Origin of the sequence: Bacteroides sp. AM41-16 (assembly GCF_003603495.1) — a bacterium.
In the GTDB taxonomy this organism is placed as follows: Bacteria; Bacteroidota; Bacteroidia; order Bacteroidales; family Bacteroidaceae; genus Bacteroides; species Bacteroides uniformis.
The window spans coordinates 87,910-106,521 of sequence record NZ_QTNE01000010.1 but is presented as its reverse complement, the minus strand read 5'-3'; the positions used below and the strand labels follow the sequence as shown (position 1 = coordinate 106,521).

Sequence of the window (18,612 nt, the reverse complement as noted above, 5' to 3'; positions counted from 1 at the left end):
TTAATAACTGAATTCAGAACGTACATCTACGTGTACCGGGTCTTTCATCAAATTAGGATTGAACACCACGTCTTCTGTCGGGAACGGCAATGTAAAGCTGGAGACTGTCACATTCGGCGCCTTTGCATCCGGATTGTAACGGGTCTCGTCCGGATTCACCGTCCAACTGCCGTTTTCATAATAAGCCTTATAAGTAGTACCCAGACTATAATAAACATCACGGCGCTGTGCCTTCAGCTCATTGATAGCACGCTGGGAATCATAATATGCCAAACGTACATAATCATACCAACGGTCGCCTTCGCAAGCCAGTTCCAGCCGGCGTTCCTTCCAGACGTCCTCCCAAGTAATGGAGGTTTTCGGAGTAACTCCCGGAATGGCACGGCCACGTACTGCATTGAAAGCATCCAGTGCACTCTGGTCTGTAGTAGAGGTAGCCAGTCCCATTTTCGCCTCGGCATATACCAGATAGATATCGGACAGGCGCAGGATATGGGTTGCCAGGCCGCTGTACATATTACCAGCCGATACGCCCAAGCCCAATACATGGTCATTATTGTTACCATAGAGATGCTTCACGTGATTGGCACCGGTAGGAGACTGGTAATCGCCATTAGGTCCTCCCTTCCCATATTCGGCATCATAAATAAACCGCAGATAATCAAATCCGCCCTTGTCCTGCCAGAAATAATCGTATACATCACCTGCCATCATCATAGTAGCCTTACGACGGGTATCCGTATCCGAACGCGTCTCAGGACTTTCCAAAGCGGAAATTCCAAATGCATCCTGCAAATCAACCGACGGACCTGCATAGCCGCCCCAGCAATCACCAAATTCATCGAATCCCACCATTGCCAAGTCCGACTGCAACGTATTCTGCTGTGTCCAGGGGTCACGTCCTGCCGACCAGTGCCAGGAGAAGAGACACTCTTCATTCTTGTTGTTTGCCAAACGGAAAACATCGGAATAGTTAGCCAGCAAGTTACGGCCGGAATTATTAATTACATCCTTGGAATATTCTGCCGCTTTCGCCAAATCATCCGCATTGCGGGTACCGGAAAGGCCACTCTTAGTTAGATACACCTTAGCCAAAAGACCTTCGGCACAATAGCGGTCAATACGTCCCGTTTCACCTCTGGCCGGAAGCAACTCCATAGCTTTCTCCAGAGTCATAATGATATATTCGTACACATCTGCTGCCTCCACTTTGAATTTGGAGTTATAATTACCGGAATTCAATTCGTCCGTATTATCATGGATAATGGGTACTGCGCCAAAACTACGTACCAAATAGAAGTAAGCCATGGCTTTCCATGCCAGACACTCGCCCATACACTGATTTTTCACTGCTTCTGACGCATTTGCCGTCTTCAAACGAGTATATACAGTATTGGCATGGCCAATCACTGCCCATAGAGAATAGGACATGTTCACAAGGTTTTCATCCGTACCATTCACCGTAAAATTCAAGTAAGGGCTGTTTCCCTCGTATACGTTTCCGGACAAGATTTCACCGACTTTAATAAAACCGCGCTGAAAGTCATACCAAGGTGAGTTATAAAGATAATTAACCCCCTGCACACATTGTTCGTCATTCTGATAGAAGTTCGATTCGTTATAATTGTCTTCGGTAGGACGGTTCAGGAAATCCTCGCATGAAACTGTTCCCATACCGAGTACAGCTGCAAACGCCCAATATTTAATATATCTGATTTTCATGTTTTCTTCAATTTAAAGTGTTAGAATGAAACATTCAAGCCGAATGAATAAACTGTAGGAGACGGATAACGTCCGTTGTCCAAACCATAGACATTGACGCTTGAAGTGCTGGCACCAATTTCAGGGTCATAGCCGTCATAACCGGTAATGGTCAGCAGGTTCTGGATATTGGCATAGATACGCAAGTTGCTCAGTCCCAGTTTATCAATCGTCTTTTTCGGGAAAGTATATCCCAAAGAGATGTTCTTCAGACGGATATAAGAACCATCTTCAATATAACGGTCACTGATACGGTCGTTGTCATTCGGGTCATTGATAGTGGCGCGTGGAATGGAAGCTCCCGGGTTTGCCACCATGACGTTAGACACATCATTATACCACATCGTTCCATCTTCGTAGACCTTGTTCGGATTGATAGGAACAAGCTGTGCACGTCCGTTTACAGCATTCAGCTGGTTAGTCCAGGGAGAGTTCATATGTGTCAGCTTCATGGAAAGGTAGTTGTACACCTTGTTGCCATAGGAACCGTTGATGAAAACGGACAAGTCGAAGTTCTTGTAACGGAAAGTATTGGTCCAGCCAAAAGTAAACTTAGGCATCGGAGAACCGATATTGGTCTTGTCATAGTCGTCAATAACGCCATCGGGCACACCGTCAGGACCACTGATATCCTTATATTTCACATCACCCACCCATACGGTATTGGTACGGTCGAATACACCGTTTGCCGGGTACTTGGCAGGTTTCGGAGAAGTCTGAAGGTCCTCCAGGTCCTTGTAAACACCATCACAAACAAATCCATAGAAGTTATAAAGTGATTCGCCTACACTGGATACACTGACTACATCGGTCCACTGTCCGTAACCCACAATCTGCGCATTGGCTGTACCAGCCAATCCTTTCAGTTTGTTCTTGTTGAAAGAAATCTGGAAGTCAGAATCCCATTCAAACTTACCCGTAATAGGATGTGTGTTCAGAGAGATTTCAAAACCGGTATTCTCTATGTCACCATAGTTACCTTTCGGAGCAGCCAATGCAGAAGAGGCATTACCGGAAGTACCCATATAAGAAGGCAACTGCAACGGCATCAACATATCACTGGAAGTTTTCTTGTACCACTCTACCGTCAGGTTGATACGGTCGTGCAGGAATCCCAAATCCACACCGACGTTCCATTGCTCCTGGGACTCCCATTTGATGGAAGTATTCGGTATATTGGAGGGGCGATACCCCATACCCAGACCGGAAGGCATACGACTCATGGATGTACCCCAAGCATAACCACCGATGTTGGCATTACCAGTTTGTCCCCATCCCAGACGCAACTTACCGTTACTGATGACCTTCTTCAACGGTTCAAAGAACGTTTCGTTGGAAAAGCGCCAGGAAGTAGCCAATGAATGGAAGCCTGCCCAACGGTTCTCGGGACCGAAGTTTGAAGAGCCGTCATAACGATAGGTATAAGTACCCAGATAACGGTCGGCATAGTTATAAGTCAGACGTGTAAAGAAAGATGCCATAGACGAGCTTCCAAAACCTGCATTGATAGTCGGGGTTCCCGTACCCAAGGCAGGATTGTGCACTTCATCCGAAGGCAGACCGCTATTGAACACACTCGTGAAGTCATAGCTGGACTCCCAGCACTCCTGGCCCACCATGGCTGTATAATGATGCTTGTCGCCTATGTTTCCGGAATAGGTCACATAGTTCTTCAATTGCCAGAATGTACTGCTGTTTTTCTGGATATTGCTTTCATTACTGGAACGTACCCATCCACCCAAATCAACCATCGGCTTGTAGCGCTCACCTTTGCTGGAACTGATGTCATAACCCAATTCGGCATGCCATACCAGATTTTTAATCGGAGTAACCTCAAAGAAAATATTACCCGTCAGTTTCTGACGGTCCAGCAGAATGTCATCCATCATGGCAAGGGCAATCGGGTTAGGATTCGTGTAGCCTTCGCGAACAACGGTGGCATAGCTGCCATCCAGATTATAGATAGGTATATCAGGAAGAGTGGTCAACGAGTAGTTAATCAAACCTTCATCACTGTCTGCCAGTTTCAGGTCATCACCCGTTGCTGTATAGGTGGCGGTCAAACCGAGTTTCAACCACTTCTTCAGTTGGGCATCCAAGTTGGCACGGAAGCTGTAACGGTTAAAGTTTGAACCGATGATGGTACCGTCCTGATCCATATAGGAAGCTGATACGTAGTATTGTATCTTCTCTGTACCACCTTGTGCCGAAATCTGGTGCTGATGCTGCAAAGCAGTCTGGAAGATGGCGTCCTGCCAGTTTGTACCTACTCCCAGCAGAGAAGGATCGGCATAATAATTACTAGGGTCAGAGATTTCACCCATGTTTGCCAAATCATTATAATAAGTGGCATACTCACGCAGATTCATCATATCCAGACGCTTTGTCTGGCGTTGAACGGCAAACATACCGTCATAAGTAAACTTAGCCTCACCCGCCTTACCACGTTTGGTCGTAATCAAAACCACACCATTGGAACCTTGCGCACCGTAAATGGCGGTTGCCGAAGCATCTTTCAGAATTTCCATACTGACGATATCAGCAGGGTTGATGGTGGAAAGCGGAGAAATGGTGGAAACCGAGCCATTACCCAGTGCATCGCCCAAACCATAAGATGAACCGCTTTGTCCCTGACTCTGTACAATCACACCGTCAATTACATACAACGGCTCGGCATTAGCATTGATAGTGGCCTGACCACGTACGCGGATAGAGGAGGAAGAACCCGGAGCACCGGAAGTGCTGACTGCCGTCACACCGGCAGCACGCCCTTGAAGGGACTGGTCGAGATTGGTGATAATAGAACCCTTAATCTTGTCTTCACTCATGGAAACGGAAGCACCGGAAAGGTCGCTTTTCTTCATCGTACCGTACCCCACAACCACCACTTCGTCCAACATCTCGGAGTCTTCCTTCAGCGTGATGTTCACTGTTGTCTGGTTCGTTATCTTTATTTCCTGGCTGACATAGCCTATAAAGGAGACTACAATGGTAGCTCCTGGTTTCACATTCAAGGCAAAGTTACCGTCAATGTCGGTAATTACACCATTCGTTGTACCTTTTTCCAATACATTGGCACCGATAATAGGGCCCATAGCATCACTGACGACACCCGTAATTTTCTTTGTTTGCTGCACTGCCTCAACGGTATCCGTCGATGATACTGCGAAAAGCTGAGGAGCATAACCCAGACTGAACACCGAGCATATCCCCGCAAGCAGCGCTGTCTTTCTAAAATTCAAATTCATACTGTATTTCTTAGATTTAAAACAAACACAAAACCTCCCAAAAGAAGATTTTTTTAGTTAACAAAAATGAGACTGAGTCAAAAAGCCCTGATATACTATCACAGCCTTGACATTTAGGTTTACTTCCAAACAGTCCATGTCTTCATAGTTCCGTTTTTCCTTTTTTCCCATAGGCACAATTCTTTTTTTCTTAAATTATTAATGGTTAAATCATATTGCTTTTTCCCGAAAGGGTCATTTCTTCAGTTCGTCCCGTACCATTCTTCCCCATTCCTTCATATCTGCATCTTTCCAGTTTCCCTCGGAAGAAGCCGACGGATAGAACATGGAGCAAGTCTCATCCTTGTCAGACAAAGACCAGGCCACCCAGCTGATGGAATGCCGCTGCATCCAGTCCAGCCAATTCCCCCACTCTTCTTTACTGATGGGGCCGTCCCCACTTGCCTCCATACCGGCGCATTCGGAAACGAAAATCGGCAAGCCCTTGCCCAGAGCATAGTCGGCGCGGTCGCGCAGCCACTGTCCGTGGGTGTTGGCATAAAAGTGGAGTGTATACATTATATTGCTATATCCGGTAATAGGATCGTCCGCTGCCAAATGGATGTCCTGGTCCCAATGCGGACAACCAACGAGGATAACGGCATCCGGTTCTATGGCACGAATCGTCTTGATAACCTCCACAGAGTATGACTTCACCTGCTCCCAACTGTCTTCCACCGGTTCGTTGAAAACCTCATAGATGACATTAGGAACCCCTTTGTAACGGGTAGCCATTTGGGTGAAGAACTCCTTTGCTTCTTCCTGCCGCAGATTGTGGCTATGCCAGTCGATGATGACGTAAACGCCGTTCTCGATAGCAGCATCCACCACTTTCGTAACACACTCAATACCGAACTCGGGCTTGTTCACATAGCAGGCGCTATCCAAATCCACTCCCATAGAGGCCCGAAGCACTTGTGCGCCCCAGTCATTGACCAGATAAGCAACCGAAGAGGCATTGTAGAAACGGGGCCAGAACTGATGCCAGCCATAGCTGACACCGTGCAATACCACCGTGTCTCCTTCGGTATTCATCAACTGCGTACCATTGACCACCAATGCCGGTAGCGTTTCCTTTACATTTTCATTCTTCGACGGGTTTGTTCCACAACCAATGGTCATACCTAGGCAACAAACCGCCAACATAACTTTCCATATGCTTTTCATATCATACTTAGTATTTAGAGTAATAATTTTTCTTATATAACGGTACAAACGCTTTGTACACGCTTACATTCTAATTTTCAGGCAGGGATTACACGGAAAAGCACGGATAGGTTCAATTTTGCAGCTTCCGGTTTTCCGCTTTAATTATTTCAATAGTGCTGTCTGTGGCAAAGACAGAGTTCAGTCCTTGTTGTTCTTGAGCCGGGTCACCGGTATAGTCATCTCCCTTTTCCCAGAATACATGGTCGGGATTTTGTCCGGCAAAACCACCCCATGCCCAGAAGTTGCATCCGGCAAAGAGTCCGCCGCTCTCACGGTCCTGGCGGATGAGGTCGAATACATAACGGTAATATTCATCGCGGGCAGTGGTCGGTGCCTCTTTGGAAAAGCTGAAACCGTCACGGGGAAAACCGAACTCCTCCAAAACAATCGGCTTGCTGTACTTCCGAGCAATGACCATGTGGTCATCTATATACTTCTTAGTATTTTCCTTGGCACACGGAAGAAGTTCCTTCAGGCTGTCCGCCTTCACCCAACTCCAGTTGTAAGGCCAGATGTGGATATTCAGATAATTGATGTTGGGGTCGGCATGAATCTTCTCGAAAAGATTCATATCCATTTCGCATCCCCACGAGCCCTCACTGCCAGAAGACACCATGTGGTTCGGGTCAAGTGACTTGATTTGTGCAGCCACATCGGCCATCCAGCGGGCAAACGGTTCCTTGTTCTCGTCAGAGAAAGCGCGAGGCTCGTTACCAATCTGCCAAGACATAATAGTGGGGTCATCCACATATTTTATCTGATTATACCTATTGGTGCGTGAAACAATATAATTGACATGATTGGCAAACAAGGCCTTCGCGCTGTCCGATTGGGGGAACTGCTTGACATACTCCATATAGGCGGGCCATCCGTCTACGGCAGGTACCACGGCATCACCGTGTCCGGACCATTGCAGGTAAACGGAATAGCCACCGCTCCATTCCCAGGAATTGTTCAAATAGAGGACAGCTGTCATATCACGTTCACGCAGTTCATTCATAAAATAATCCAATCCGGCTAAAATAGTATCATTATAGACGCCCGGTGCCACTTGTAAAGAGGGCTCTACCCGCGTCTTTATGCCATTTTCACCGTCAGCACCCACCAATACGCGCAGGTTGTTGATGCCAATACTTTTCAGAAAGTCCAGCTCCTTATGCAACCGTTCACGATTGCCGCCTTCACCTTCGGAACCAAGAATGGCACCGTACCAGAAATTGGTACCTACAAAATAATAGGGTTTTCCGTCGCGAACGAACTGTCCATCGGCATTGACCTTAATAAACGAATGCTCCGCAGGCTTAGGGGCACATGCCCCCAAAAGGAATAAAAGTACTGTCAGCAAAAGGAATTGTTTCTTCATATTATCAGTTTTTAAGCGATACACAAAGATACGCGGCTCATATCATAAAAAATGATACTATATTATCAGATTAATGTGCCAATGTGATTAATCACATTGGCACATTAAGTTGTCTCCGTATCCAGTCCAGCCATTCATCCCACTGTTCCTGATACCAGTAATGCCCGGTTTCCAGATAAGGATGCAGTTCCTTCGAAGAAGAAATCACATTGTAGGCTGCATACATGGAAGTGGGAGGACAGACCTCATCGTTATACCCCCAACTGAACCAACCGGGCACATTCAGCAGGCGGGCAAAGTTTGCCGTATCATAATAGCGCACCGTTTCAAGCTGCTTTTCATCAGGAGCACCGTAATAATAAAAATAATGGGGCCAGCCGCAAGCGCGCTTCTTGAAGAACGCTTCGTGGTCGCACAGGGCAGGATGAACAGCCGCCAGGAAAGTAACGCGCGAATCAAGAGCCGCCGTAATCACAGACAAGGCACCGCCCTGGCTGGAGCCCGTAACGCCCAGCGCTTTCCCGTTGTACTGCGGCAGCGAACAGATAAAATCCACAGCACGCAAAGCGCCTACCACCACACGGTTATAGTAAGAAGCATCCCGATTGTCGCGGCCGAACATCCAATAATTGCTCAGCCCCCCACCTGCCAGCGCATCATATACAGACTGCTGCATCGTGACGGGAATGCCGTGGATACCCACCTCCAATATAATTACCTTTCCAGGAGCCGTATACGTATCTCCCGCATAAGGGCGGACACCCGCACCGGGCACACGCAGCAAAGCCGGATACTTCCCTTCTTTCTTGGGAATACTGAGAATACCGTAAAAACGTCCTCCCCAGGCTTTTGTCTGGAAGCTGACCTGATATACATTATCCGTTTCCGTACAGCGTTCGGGAAGCAGCGTCATAAGGGGATTCAACGGAGTCTTGCGCGCCTCTTCCAAGGTCTTGGCCCAATAATCCTGAAAATCGGCAGGAAGTTTCGTCACGGGTTGCAGCTGCTCAGGAGCATAGGCCGATGTAGCCAGCCCTTCATAAGTCCGGCCGTCCACATGCGCCTTGACCTTGCAACGCAAGAAGCCTGCAGTCTTCATCGTGCCTTGCAACTTCAAGGTACCATCTTTCAGCACCATGTCTTTCTTTACTTCAGTAGGATACATTTCGGGGCCCAGTTCATAGTCAATCTTGACATCGGGCAAGAGGTTCTGTGCCTTCAGCACCCGGACGGTAAACGTACACTTCTCATTCAGACGATACACCCAATCGCTATGGTCAGGTGAAACGACTACACGGATTTCATTGCCACGTATCTGCGCCGTCACAGCACATACACACAGCAGACATAAAAATAAGGAAAAAACTCTTTTCATGATATCAGATATTAGTATTAATCATCGGTGCAAAAATAGGCACTTCCAATGAAGAATACCAATACTTTTTTATCATATCACCAGCTTCTTTTTCCGATAATTCTCACGGAATTCCTTCGGCGAGCATCCCTTCTTCCGCTTGAACATACGATTGAAATTGGACAGATTGTTGAAGCCGCAGTCATAGCACACCTCTGCAATAGTACGCGTGGAATCTACCAACATACGCGTGGCAAAGCCCAGACGGATATCAATAATGTAGTCGGAAAGCGTCTTGCCGGTGCGCAGGCGAAAGAAACGGCTGAAAGAGACCGGGGTCATGCCCACCATATCGGCCAATGAAGCCAACCGGATATCCTCCTGATAATGGGTGGAAATGTATTTCTGCACCTTCTGTACCCGGCGGCTGTCAGAGAAAGTCTCTATCTTGGCAAACGAAGAACTGGACAACACCCGAGCATTGTCATAGAGGGAAAGTTCGTAAAGGATACGGAGAAAGTTCATCACGGCATAAAAGCCCTGCTCCTCGGAAGCCAGCTTATCCAGCCAGTTGTACACCTTCATGATGGCCTGCATGGGGAAACTAAGTCCGCACTGTGCACGCTCCAGCATCCGGCGGATACTGTCGAACTGGTTCTTGTTGACAACGTTCCCGAAGAACAAGTCGGGAGAGAACTGAATGGTAATCTCCCGAATATCCCCGGAGGTACATTCATGTTGCTCCCATACATGCTCCAACTCCTTACCGGTTATCAGCACCAGGTCATAATCACCGATAATCTCGGCAGAATCGCCCACCACACGGCGTACGCCGGAAGCATGTTCCGTGAAGTTCAGTTCATACTCTGCGTGACAATGGATGGGGTAGGTAAATTCTGTTTTGCGACGATCGGCAATATAGAAACAGTCACGTTCCGACAGAGGGGTTATCTCCCTCATGATATAGTTCTGGTTTTCCATAGGCATTGGTTAAAAAAATATCATGCCACAAATATACTCATTCTTTTTAATCCCACAACAGTACCATTTGTTACATTTAGAGGTAATAATTGTTATATATGAGCAGATACCCGGGAAAGTCCCGCCCGGAAAAGCAAAACTTCCGTTCTTCTCCCCCTCAGGCTCTAATGTAAGGATGTATGAGATGCGCATCTCGTACACTTACACACTATAGTTTGAGGAAGAAAGAAGCGGAGATCCCTCTCCTGCCCCATAAACAAAAGAAAGGTCTCCGCTTCGCCGGATGATATGAATGATAAGTCGCTTACTTCTGCAGCTTCAAGACGCAGGAAGTTTCCGGCAGGTTTTCCGAAACGACCGTCATTGTGGCTTCTCCCACTTCGCCGGTACTTTGCAACAGCACCTGTGCAAGTCCATTGAATGCCTTTACCTGATAGGTGCGTGCATCAGCGTCGGCCGGACGTTCCGTAGCCCGATAAGCGGGGTCTCCATTCCCCACCCCAAGGATGCGTACCGGACCGGAGACGGTTATTGTCAAGTCGTTGCAGGCAGTGGGGACAAAACGTTTCTTCTTGTCCTGCAACTCAATGTTACACACTGCCACATCCCGATTGTCTGCCTGAATGACGGAACGGTCTGCCGTCAGGGAGATACGGGCAGGAGCACCGGTAGTCTCCACAGTACGGGCCAATATTTTTTTGCCGTTCTTATAGCCTACAGCCTTCACTGCACCGGGCTGGAAAACGGCTTTCCAGGAAAGATGGCCGTTTCGGGGCATCGGTTTGCGCTCCAGTTTCTTGCCGTTCACAGTCAGTTCCACTTCATCGCAATTACTGTATACCCAAATGTCGATGCTATCACCTTCGTGACCTTGCAGATTCCAGTGGGGAAGGATGTGCAGCACCGGCTCATCCGTCCACCAGGACTTCAGATACCAGGCTTCGTCCTTGGGAAAGCCACAGTAGTCCAGAATGCCGAATTGTGAGCCCGTAGCCGGGAACTTCATGGGGTTGGGTTCACCGCGGTAGTCGAAACCCGTCCAATAGAAAAGACCTGCCAGATAGGGGCGTTCGTCATAGAATTTCCAGCCACGCTCGATGCAGTTCAGCAGGCTGTCAGGCCCGTTCGGTTTACGGTTGTGCGCCACCATGTGGCCTTTGCCGTGGGCATCAAAGTAGATGCCGCGCGTACCACAGCCCGTGGTCTCTTCCGAACCGAGCGCCCGGCGACCGGGATAATCCTTGCGGTGCTGCTCCACAGGGTTCTGAAGGATGTAGTTATAACCGGCCACGTCTGCGGGAATCAAAATGGCAGGGCCACTGCTCGAAGCAACGGTCATGAGGCGCGTAGGGTCGAAACGGTGGCAATATTCGCGCATCGTGGCAGCAATGCGTGTACCGCTTTCTTTCCACTCGATGCCCCACTCCTCGTTGCCTACGCTCCAAAGGATGATGCACGGATGGTTGCGGTCGCGGTCTATCATACGTTTCAGCAGGCGGGTATGTTCCTCGTTGACGCCCGTCAGACGGTTTTCCTCTATTACAAGAATGCCGAGGCTGTCGCAGGCATCGAGCATTTCGGGAGTCATCGGGTTATGGGAAGAACGGTAGGCATTGCAGCCGAACTTCTTCAGTTCCTTCAGTCGGTACACTTGCAGGGCATCGGGAATGCCGGCACCTACTCCGGAGTGGTCTTGGTGCATGTTCACACCTTTCAGTTTCAGAGGCTGTCCGTTCAGGAGGAAGCCCTTGTCGGCATCGAAGCGGATGTCGCGAATACCAATCGGGGTGGCCACCACGTCCACCTGCCTACCGTTTTGCCAGACGCTGGTTTCCATTTTATAAAGGTAAGGATGTTCTGTACTCCATAGCTGGGGATTCAGCACTTTGGTACGCACCTTTACGCTACGCGTTTCTTGCGGCAGCAGGGTTATCTCTTCCGCCTCGTCCTCCATCTGCACTTGTCCGTCGGCATCAAGCAGACGGCACCATACTTTGCCGGAGACGGGGTCTTTTCCCGAATTCTTCATCTGCACTTCGGTCACCAGCACAGCCTTGTCGAAAGGAGCTTCCAGCGTGGAAGATACAAATACGCCGAAAGGAGCTACATGCAACGGCGCCGTCTTGTTCAGCCATACATGGCGGTAGATGCCCGCACCCTCGTAAAACCAGCCCTCCTCGAGCGTGGCATCCGCACGGACGCAGATAAGATTCTCTTCTCCGTAATTCAGGTATTCCGTAATGTCGTATACCTGCGTGGCATAGCCGCTGGGTTCGTGTCCCAGGTAGAAACCGTTTATCCAGATACGGGCATCACGGAAGATACCGTCGAACTGAAGATAAAGATGCTTGCCGAGGTCCTCTTGCGGAACAGTGATACTTTTCCGATACCATCCCACAGAGTTTTCGGGGAATTTATAGCCGACGGCTTTATAGCCATGACTGTGGCTCGCCTCTTTGGCATAAGGCAAATCAACCACCCAGTCATGCGGAAGATTGACCGTCTTCCAGTCCACACCCCACTTCTCCGGATTGAACTTGGGAGAGTAAGGGCCCTCATTATGGATAGAGGCTGCCTTGGTCAGATAGTTGAAGTACTCCGTTCCGCAGCCGAAGTCTTTCTCCGGTGAGGAAGCATTGCCAAAAGCAAACTGCCAGCCGTCGTCCAGCAAAATACGTTCGCGGACGGATTGGGCAGAAAGAGAAAAGGTAATTCCAAGAAGGAACAGAAATGCGAATAAGTGTTTCATATCGGTTAATCATAAAATGTGTTTACAAAGATAGAGCGAAAAAGATTCGTGCGGTGATACTTTTGTATCATTTTCCGGTACTTCATGTTTCCGAGGGGAAAAAACACGCCGGGCAAACAAGGGTGATAGGAGAAAAGTTTTTAAATTTGAAGCGTGCTTCCGGGAAAATGGCCGGATGGCACAACTAATGAAGAATGTATCAAACTAAATACAAGAAATAATATGCAAGACAAAAGATTCGGATATTTCGATGACGACAACCGCGAATACGTCATTACCGACCCCAAGACACCTTGGCCATGGATTAACTACCTGGGCAATGAAGATTTCTTCTCACTCATCTCCAATACTGCCGGAGGCTATTCCTTCTACAAGGACGCCAAGTTCCGCCGCATCACCCGCTACCGCTACAACAACGTGCCGATGGACAACGGGGGACGCTACTTCTACATCAATGAAGGCGGCAACGTATGGTCTCCCACCTGGAAGCCCTGCAAGACTGCACTCGACAGTTACGAGTGTCGCCACGGCATGAGCTACACCCGCATCACCGGATCCAAAGACGGCATCGAAGCCAGCCTGCTCTTCTTCGTCCCACTGAAGACCTGGGGAGAGGTGCAGAAGCTGACCTTGCGGAATACTTCTGCCAAAGTGAGAAAACTCAAACTATTCTCCTTTGCCGAATGGTGCTTGTGGAATGCCGCTACGGACATGGAGAACTTCCAGCGTAACTTCTCCACGGGAGAGGTGGAAGTGGACGGGTCTGTCATCTACCACAAGACGGAATACAAGGAACGCCGCAATCACTACGCCTTCTACAGTGTCAATACACCCGTAGACGGTTTCGATACCGACCGCGAAACATTCGTGGGACTCTACAACGAGTTTGCCGACCCGGAACGGGTAGTAGAAGGCAGACCGGGCAACAGCATTGCCCACGGTTGGAGTCCCATCGCCTCGCACTATCTGGAAGTAGAACTGCAACCCGGCGAAAGCCGCGACTTCATCTTCCTGCTGGGCTATGTGGAAAACAAGCAGGAGGCAAAGTTCGAGGAACGTGAAGAATCTCTGCATGAAGCGTTCAAGCAGAGTGTACCCTCTTCACCTATTATAAATAAGGTAAAGGCTAAGGCGATGATTTCGGCCTTCGACACTACCGCCAAAGTAGATGCTGCCTTTGCCGAACTGAAAGCCTACTGGGACCGCCTGCTGGACATCTACGTCGTGAAGACCGACGAAGAAAAACTGGACCGCATGGTGAACATCTGGAACCAGTATCAGTGCATGATTACCTTCAACATGTCCCGTTCCGCCTCTTTCTTCGAGAGCGGCATCGGTCGTGGAATGGGTTTCCGCGACTCCAACCAGGACCTCGTGGGCTTCGTGCATCAGATACCGGAACGAGCCCGCGAACGAATCATCGACATAGCTTCTACCCAATTCCCCGACGGAGGATGCTACCACCAATACCAACCGCTGACCAAACGCGGCAACAACGACATCGGCGGCGGCTTCAACGATGACCCCATGTGGCTTATCTTCGGTACGGTGGCATACATCAAGGAATCGGGAGACTTCAGTATCCTGGATGAGCCCGTCCCCTTCGACAACAAAGAAGGTTCGGAAGTGTCTCTGTTCGAGCACCTGCGCGTCTCCTTCAACCATGTCATCGAGAACCTCGGCCCTCACATGCTGCCCCTCATCGGCCGTGCCGACTGGAACGACTGCCTGAACCTGAACTGCTTCTCCTGGGATCCGAATGAATCCTTCCAGACCACAGAAAACCAGACGGAAGGCAGCCAGGCAGAATCGCTGATGATTGCCGGCTTGTTCGTCGTATGCGGACGCGACTATGTGGAACTATGCCGCCGCCTGGGTAAAGACGACGAAGCAAACAGAGCGCAAACCTATATAGACAATATGGTGGAAGCCGTGAAAAAACATGGCTGGGACGGTGACTGGTATCTGCGCGCCTACGATTACTTCGGCCACAAGGTAGGCTCCAAAGAGAACGAAGAAGGACAAATCTTCATCGAATCGCAAGGCTGGTGCACCATGGCAGGCATCGGACTGGAAGAAGGCATGGTAAAAAAAGCGCTGGACTCCGTAAAGGAACGCCTGGACTGCGAGCACGGTATTGTACTCAACAATCCGCCCTTCACCCGCTACGTTGTGGAGTATGGAGAAATCTCCACCTATCCCGCCGGCTACAAGGAGAATGCGGGTATCTTCTGCCACAACAACCCGTGGGTCATCATCGGAGAAACCGTACTGGGACGTGGTGACCGTTCCTGGGAGTATTTCCGCAAGATATGCCCGTCGTACACCGAAGAGCACAGTGCCCTGCATAAAGTAGAACCTTACGTATGCTGCCAGATGGTGGCCGGCAAGGACGCCGCCCGCCCCGGTGAAGGCAAGAACAGCTGGCTGACTGGAACGGCTGCCTGGATGTGGTATGCCATCACGCAATTCATACTCGGCATCAAGCCTTCGTATGAAGGTCTGGAAATCAATCCTTGTATCCCGTCAGACTGGAAAGGCTTCAACGTGAAGCGCAAGTTCCGCGGAGCGGAATATCATATTACCGTGAAGAATCCCGATGGTGTATGCAAAGGCATCAAGTCCGTCACAGTAGACGGCCAGCCGATAGAAGGCAATGTGGTGAACCATCTGCCGGGCACGCATACAGTAGAAGTAATAATGGGGTAACCCACAAAATACAATATCATGATAAACCCTATTTATTCTCCAGCGCCCGAACGCTATGACAACGGCATGAAATTCCGCCGTTGCGGGCAAAGCGGCATCCTGCTGCCGGAAATATCACTCGGATTGTGGCACAACTTCGGTGACGTGAACACATTTGCCAATTCCCAGGCCATGGCGCACTATGCCTTCGACCGTGGAATCACGCATTTCGACCTCGCCAACAATTACGGTCCTTCCTACGGTTCCGCCGAAGAGACTTTCGGAATGATTATGAAGAAATCCTTCATGCCCTATCGGGACGAACTATTCATCTCCACCAAGGCCGGACACGACATGTGGCCCGGCCCCTACGGGGAGTGGGGTTCACGCAAGTACTTGATGAGCAGCCTCAACCAAAGTCTGAAACGGATGAACCTGGAGTATGTGGACATCTTCTACTCTCACCGCTACGACCCGGTTACTCCGCTTGAAGAGACCCTGCAAGCACTGGTTGATATCGTACGGCAAGGCAAAGCACTCTATGTAGGAATCTCCAAATATCCCAAAGAGGCGGCCGAGTTTGCCTACAAATACCTGGAAGAACGGGATGTACACTGCCTGCTCTATCAAGGCAGATACAATCTCTTCAACCGCGAACCGGAAGAAGAAGGTATCCTGCAGCAAGCCAAAGGGAACGGGACCGGCTTCATCGCCTTCTCCCCGTTGGCACAGGGCCTGCTGACCAACCGCTACCTGAATGGTATTCCCGAAGATTCGCGCATGGCAAAGGGGGCTTTCCTGAAGAAAGAAGCACTGACCGACGAGACGCTGCAAAAAATCAAGGCACTCAACGAAGCTGCTGCCTCACGCGGGCAAACCCTTGCCGAGATGTCACTTGCCTGGCTGTTGAAGGACGACCTGGTGACAAGCGTCATCATCGGAGCGAGCTCCGTTGCCCAACTGGCAGATAACCTGAAAGCGACTGAAAATACAGACTTCTCTGCCGAGGAACTGGAGAAGATAAAGAAAATCATTCAAAAATAAATCAACATGAAAAGCCTCCTTATTCAAACCTTTTGTTTATTATTCCTTTGCTTGGGCACGGTCCGTGCACAGCAATACCAACTTGCATCACCCAACGGAAAACTATCCGTTACGGTAGATGCCGGAGAAGCCCTCACCTGGCAGATAGCACACAACGGAACCACGGTGCTGCAACCCTCTGCCATCGCCCTGCAAGGCAGAGATGAAAAATCAGCCAAGAAAGCAATAACTTTCGGTAAAAATGTAAAAGTAATCCGTGCAGAACGCAAGTCCGTGGAGTCCTCCTTCCCCACTCCCCTCTACAAAAAGGCAAGTGTGGAGGATGTCTACAACCAGCTGACACTGAAATGCCGCGGAGGCTACAGTGTACAGTTCCGCGCATACGATGACGGCGCTGCCTATCGCTTCATTTCCGAACAGAACAAGCCGTTTATCGTCCTCAACGAAACAGCGGACTTCAATTTCGACAAGGATTACCAAGCATTTGTACCTTACATAAACGACAACCGCAATGGTGAGCGCTATTGCTTCTCCTTCGAGTCTTACTACGACGAAGCCCCGTTGTCCAAAATGCACACCGACTCACTCTCCATCACCCCACTGATGGTTTGCCTGGACGGAGGAAAGAAAGCCGTTATCATGGAAGCCGGATTGGAAAACTATCCCGGCATGTTCCTCACTGTAAATCCCCAGACACGTCAAGGACTGCAGGCAGCATTTGCCCCCTATCCGCTGGAAGAAATAATCGGCGGACACAACCGGCTGAACCTGATACCGACAAAACGTGCAGACTACATCGCCCGTTGTGCCAAGCAGGAGCTCCCCTGGCGTGTGGTGCTCGTCACCGAAAAGGACACGCAGCTTGCCGACAATGACATGGCACAGCGTCTTGCCCCCGCCTGCCGCATCAAAGACATTTCCTGGATTAAACCCGGCAAAGTGGCTTGGGACTGGTGGAACACCTGCAACCTGACTGGCGTAGACTTCAAAGCCGGCATGAACACCCCGACTTATAAGGCATTCATCGACTTTGCCGCCGACAACAACCTGGAATATATCATCATCGATGACGGCTGGAGCGGAAACGAATCCTTATTGAAAGACCTGAATCCGGATATCGATTTAAAGGAACTGGTAGCCTACGGAAACCAGAAGGGCGTCGGCATCATTCTCTGGGCAAGCTGGCGAAACTCTGCCAAAGATACGGAAGCTGCATTCAGCCACTATGCACAGATGGGTATCAAAGGCTTCAAGATAGACTTCTTCGACCGTGACGACCAGCCACTGGTACAGTCTGTAGAACGTATTGTAGCCTGCGCCGCCGAGCACCGCCTGGTATTGGACCTGCATGGCCTCAAGCCATACGGTATACAGCGCACCTATCCCAACGTCCTGAACTTTGAAGGTGTAAAGGGATTGGAGAACGCCAAATGGGAACCGATAGTGAACGGAGCCCCCCTCCACAACTTCCCACGCTATGACGTGACTGCTCCCTACCTGCGTATGCTTATAGGCCCGATGGACTACACACCGGGAGCCACAATGAACGCAACCCGCGAAACCTTCCGTGCCGTCAACGACCATCCGATGAGCCAGGGTACGCGCGTCCACCAGATGGCGATGTACACCCTCTTCGAAGCCCCGCTGCAAATGCTTGCCGACAGCCCCAGCAAATATATGAAGGAGCAGGAATGCACGGACTTCATTGCCAAAGTGCCTACCGTTTTCGACGAGACCGTGGCACTGGACGGTGAAGTAGGCGAATACCTTACACTGGCACGCCGCAAGGGAGACGTCTGGTACATCGCCTCCATGACCGACTGGACACCACGCGACTGTACCATCGACCTTTCCTTCCTCGGAGAAGGAAGTTACGAAGCCGAAATCTTTTCCGACGGCATCAATGCCGACCGGGAAGCAACCGACTACAAGAAAGAAGTACGCACCGTGACCTCGGGAGACAAGCTGAACATACACATGGCACCCGGAGGAGGATGGACAGCACGGATATGGAAAAGATGATAGGGTGATAAAGTAATGACATGATAAGTGCAATAGGGTGACAGTTACGTTAAAAGTGCTGTCACCCTATTCCTTTATCACTTTTAACATACCTCTACGTGAACCTTTTATATCCTATCTTGTTTTTTCTCACAAAAGCCTAAGGTACCATAGG

Annotated in this window: 10 protein-coding genes; 3 read left to right on the top strand and 7 right to left on the bottom strand. The window is 49.7% G+C overall.

Annotated elements, in window-relative coordinates:
- The 7 genes from DW896_RS11005 to galA form a co-directional block, all read right to left on the bottom strand.
- Nucleotides 1-1,722 (bottom strand): RagB/SusD family nutrient uptake outer membrane protein, encoded by a 1,722-nt coding sequence (locus DW896_RS11005; protein WP_005825019.1) that lies wholly within the window; start codon nt 1,720-1,722, stop codon nt 1-3.
- 20 nt (nt 1,723-1,742) lie between these two features.
- Complete coding sequence (locus tag DW896_RS11000; RefSeq protein ID WP_005825021.1) at nt 1,743-5,009, bottom strand: TonB-dependent receptor; 3,267 nt, start codon at nt 5,007-5,009, stop codon at nt 1,743-1,745.
- Between the two features lie 234 nt (nt 5,010-5,243).
- Entirely contained in the window at nt 5,244-6,215 is a 972-nt protein-coding gene (locus DW896_RS10995) for a glycoside hydrolase family 5 protein (protein WP_035449719.1), read from the bottom strand.
- A gap of 112 nt (nt 6,216-6,327) precedes the next feature.
- Entirely contained in the window at nt 6,328-7,620 is a 1,293-nt protein-coding gene (locus DW896_RS10990) for a beta-mannosidase (protein ID WP_119993246.1), read from the bottom strand.
- A 91-nt stretch (nt 7,621-7,711) separates the two neighbouring features.
- Nucleotides 7,712-8,995: an acetylxylan esterase gene (locus tag DW896_RS10985; RefSeq protein WP_119993244.1), complete on the bottom strand. Its 1,284-nt coding sequence runs from the start codon at nt 8,993-8,995 to the stop codon at nt 7,712-7,714.
- 72 nt (nt 8,996-9,067) lie between these two features.
- Nucleotides 9,068-9,955, bottom strand: coding sequence for an AraC family transcriptional regulator (locus DW896_RS10980; protein WP_009037794.1), 888 nt, complete (start codon nt 9,953-9,955; stop codon nt 9,068-9,070).
- Nucleotides 9,956-10,259: 304 nt separating this feature from the next.
- Nucleotides 10,260-12,704: a beta-galactosidase GalA gene (gene galA / locus DW896_RS10975; RefSeq protein WP_057097725.1), complete on the bottom strand. Its 2,445-nt coding sequence runs from the start codon at nt 12,702-12,704 to the stop codon at nt 10,260-10,262.
- Between the two features lie 222 nt (nt 12,705-12,926).
- Here galA and DW896_RS10970 point away from each other — a divergent pair, with 222 nt between their 5' ends.
- From DW896_RS10970 to DW896_RS10960, 3 genes are read left to right on the top strand one after another with little or no spacing between them, the layout of a single operon-like run.
- Nucleotides 12,927-15,413, top strand: a complete 2,487-nt coding sequence (locus DW896_RS10970) for a GH36-type glycosyl hydrolase domain-containing protein (protein ID WP_119993241.1) — start codon at nt 12,927-12,929, stop codon at nt 15,411-15,413.
- An 18-nt stretch (nt 15,414-15,431) separates the two neighbouring features.
- Complete coding sequence (locus tag DW896_RS10965; RefSeq protein WP_119993238.1) at nt 15,432-16,436, top strand: aldo/keto reductase; 1,005 nt, start codon at nt 15,432-15,434, stop codon at nt 16,434-16,436.
- 6 nt (nt 16,437-16,442) lie between these two features.
- Nucleotides 16,443-18,458, top strand: coding sequence for a glycoside hydrolase family 97 protein (locus DW896_RS10960; protein WP_119993236.1), 2,016 nt, complete (start codon nt 16,443-16,445; stop codon nt 18,456-18,458).
- Nucleotides 18,459-18,612 lie beyond the last annotated feature (154 nt).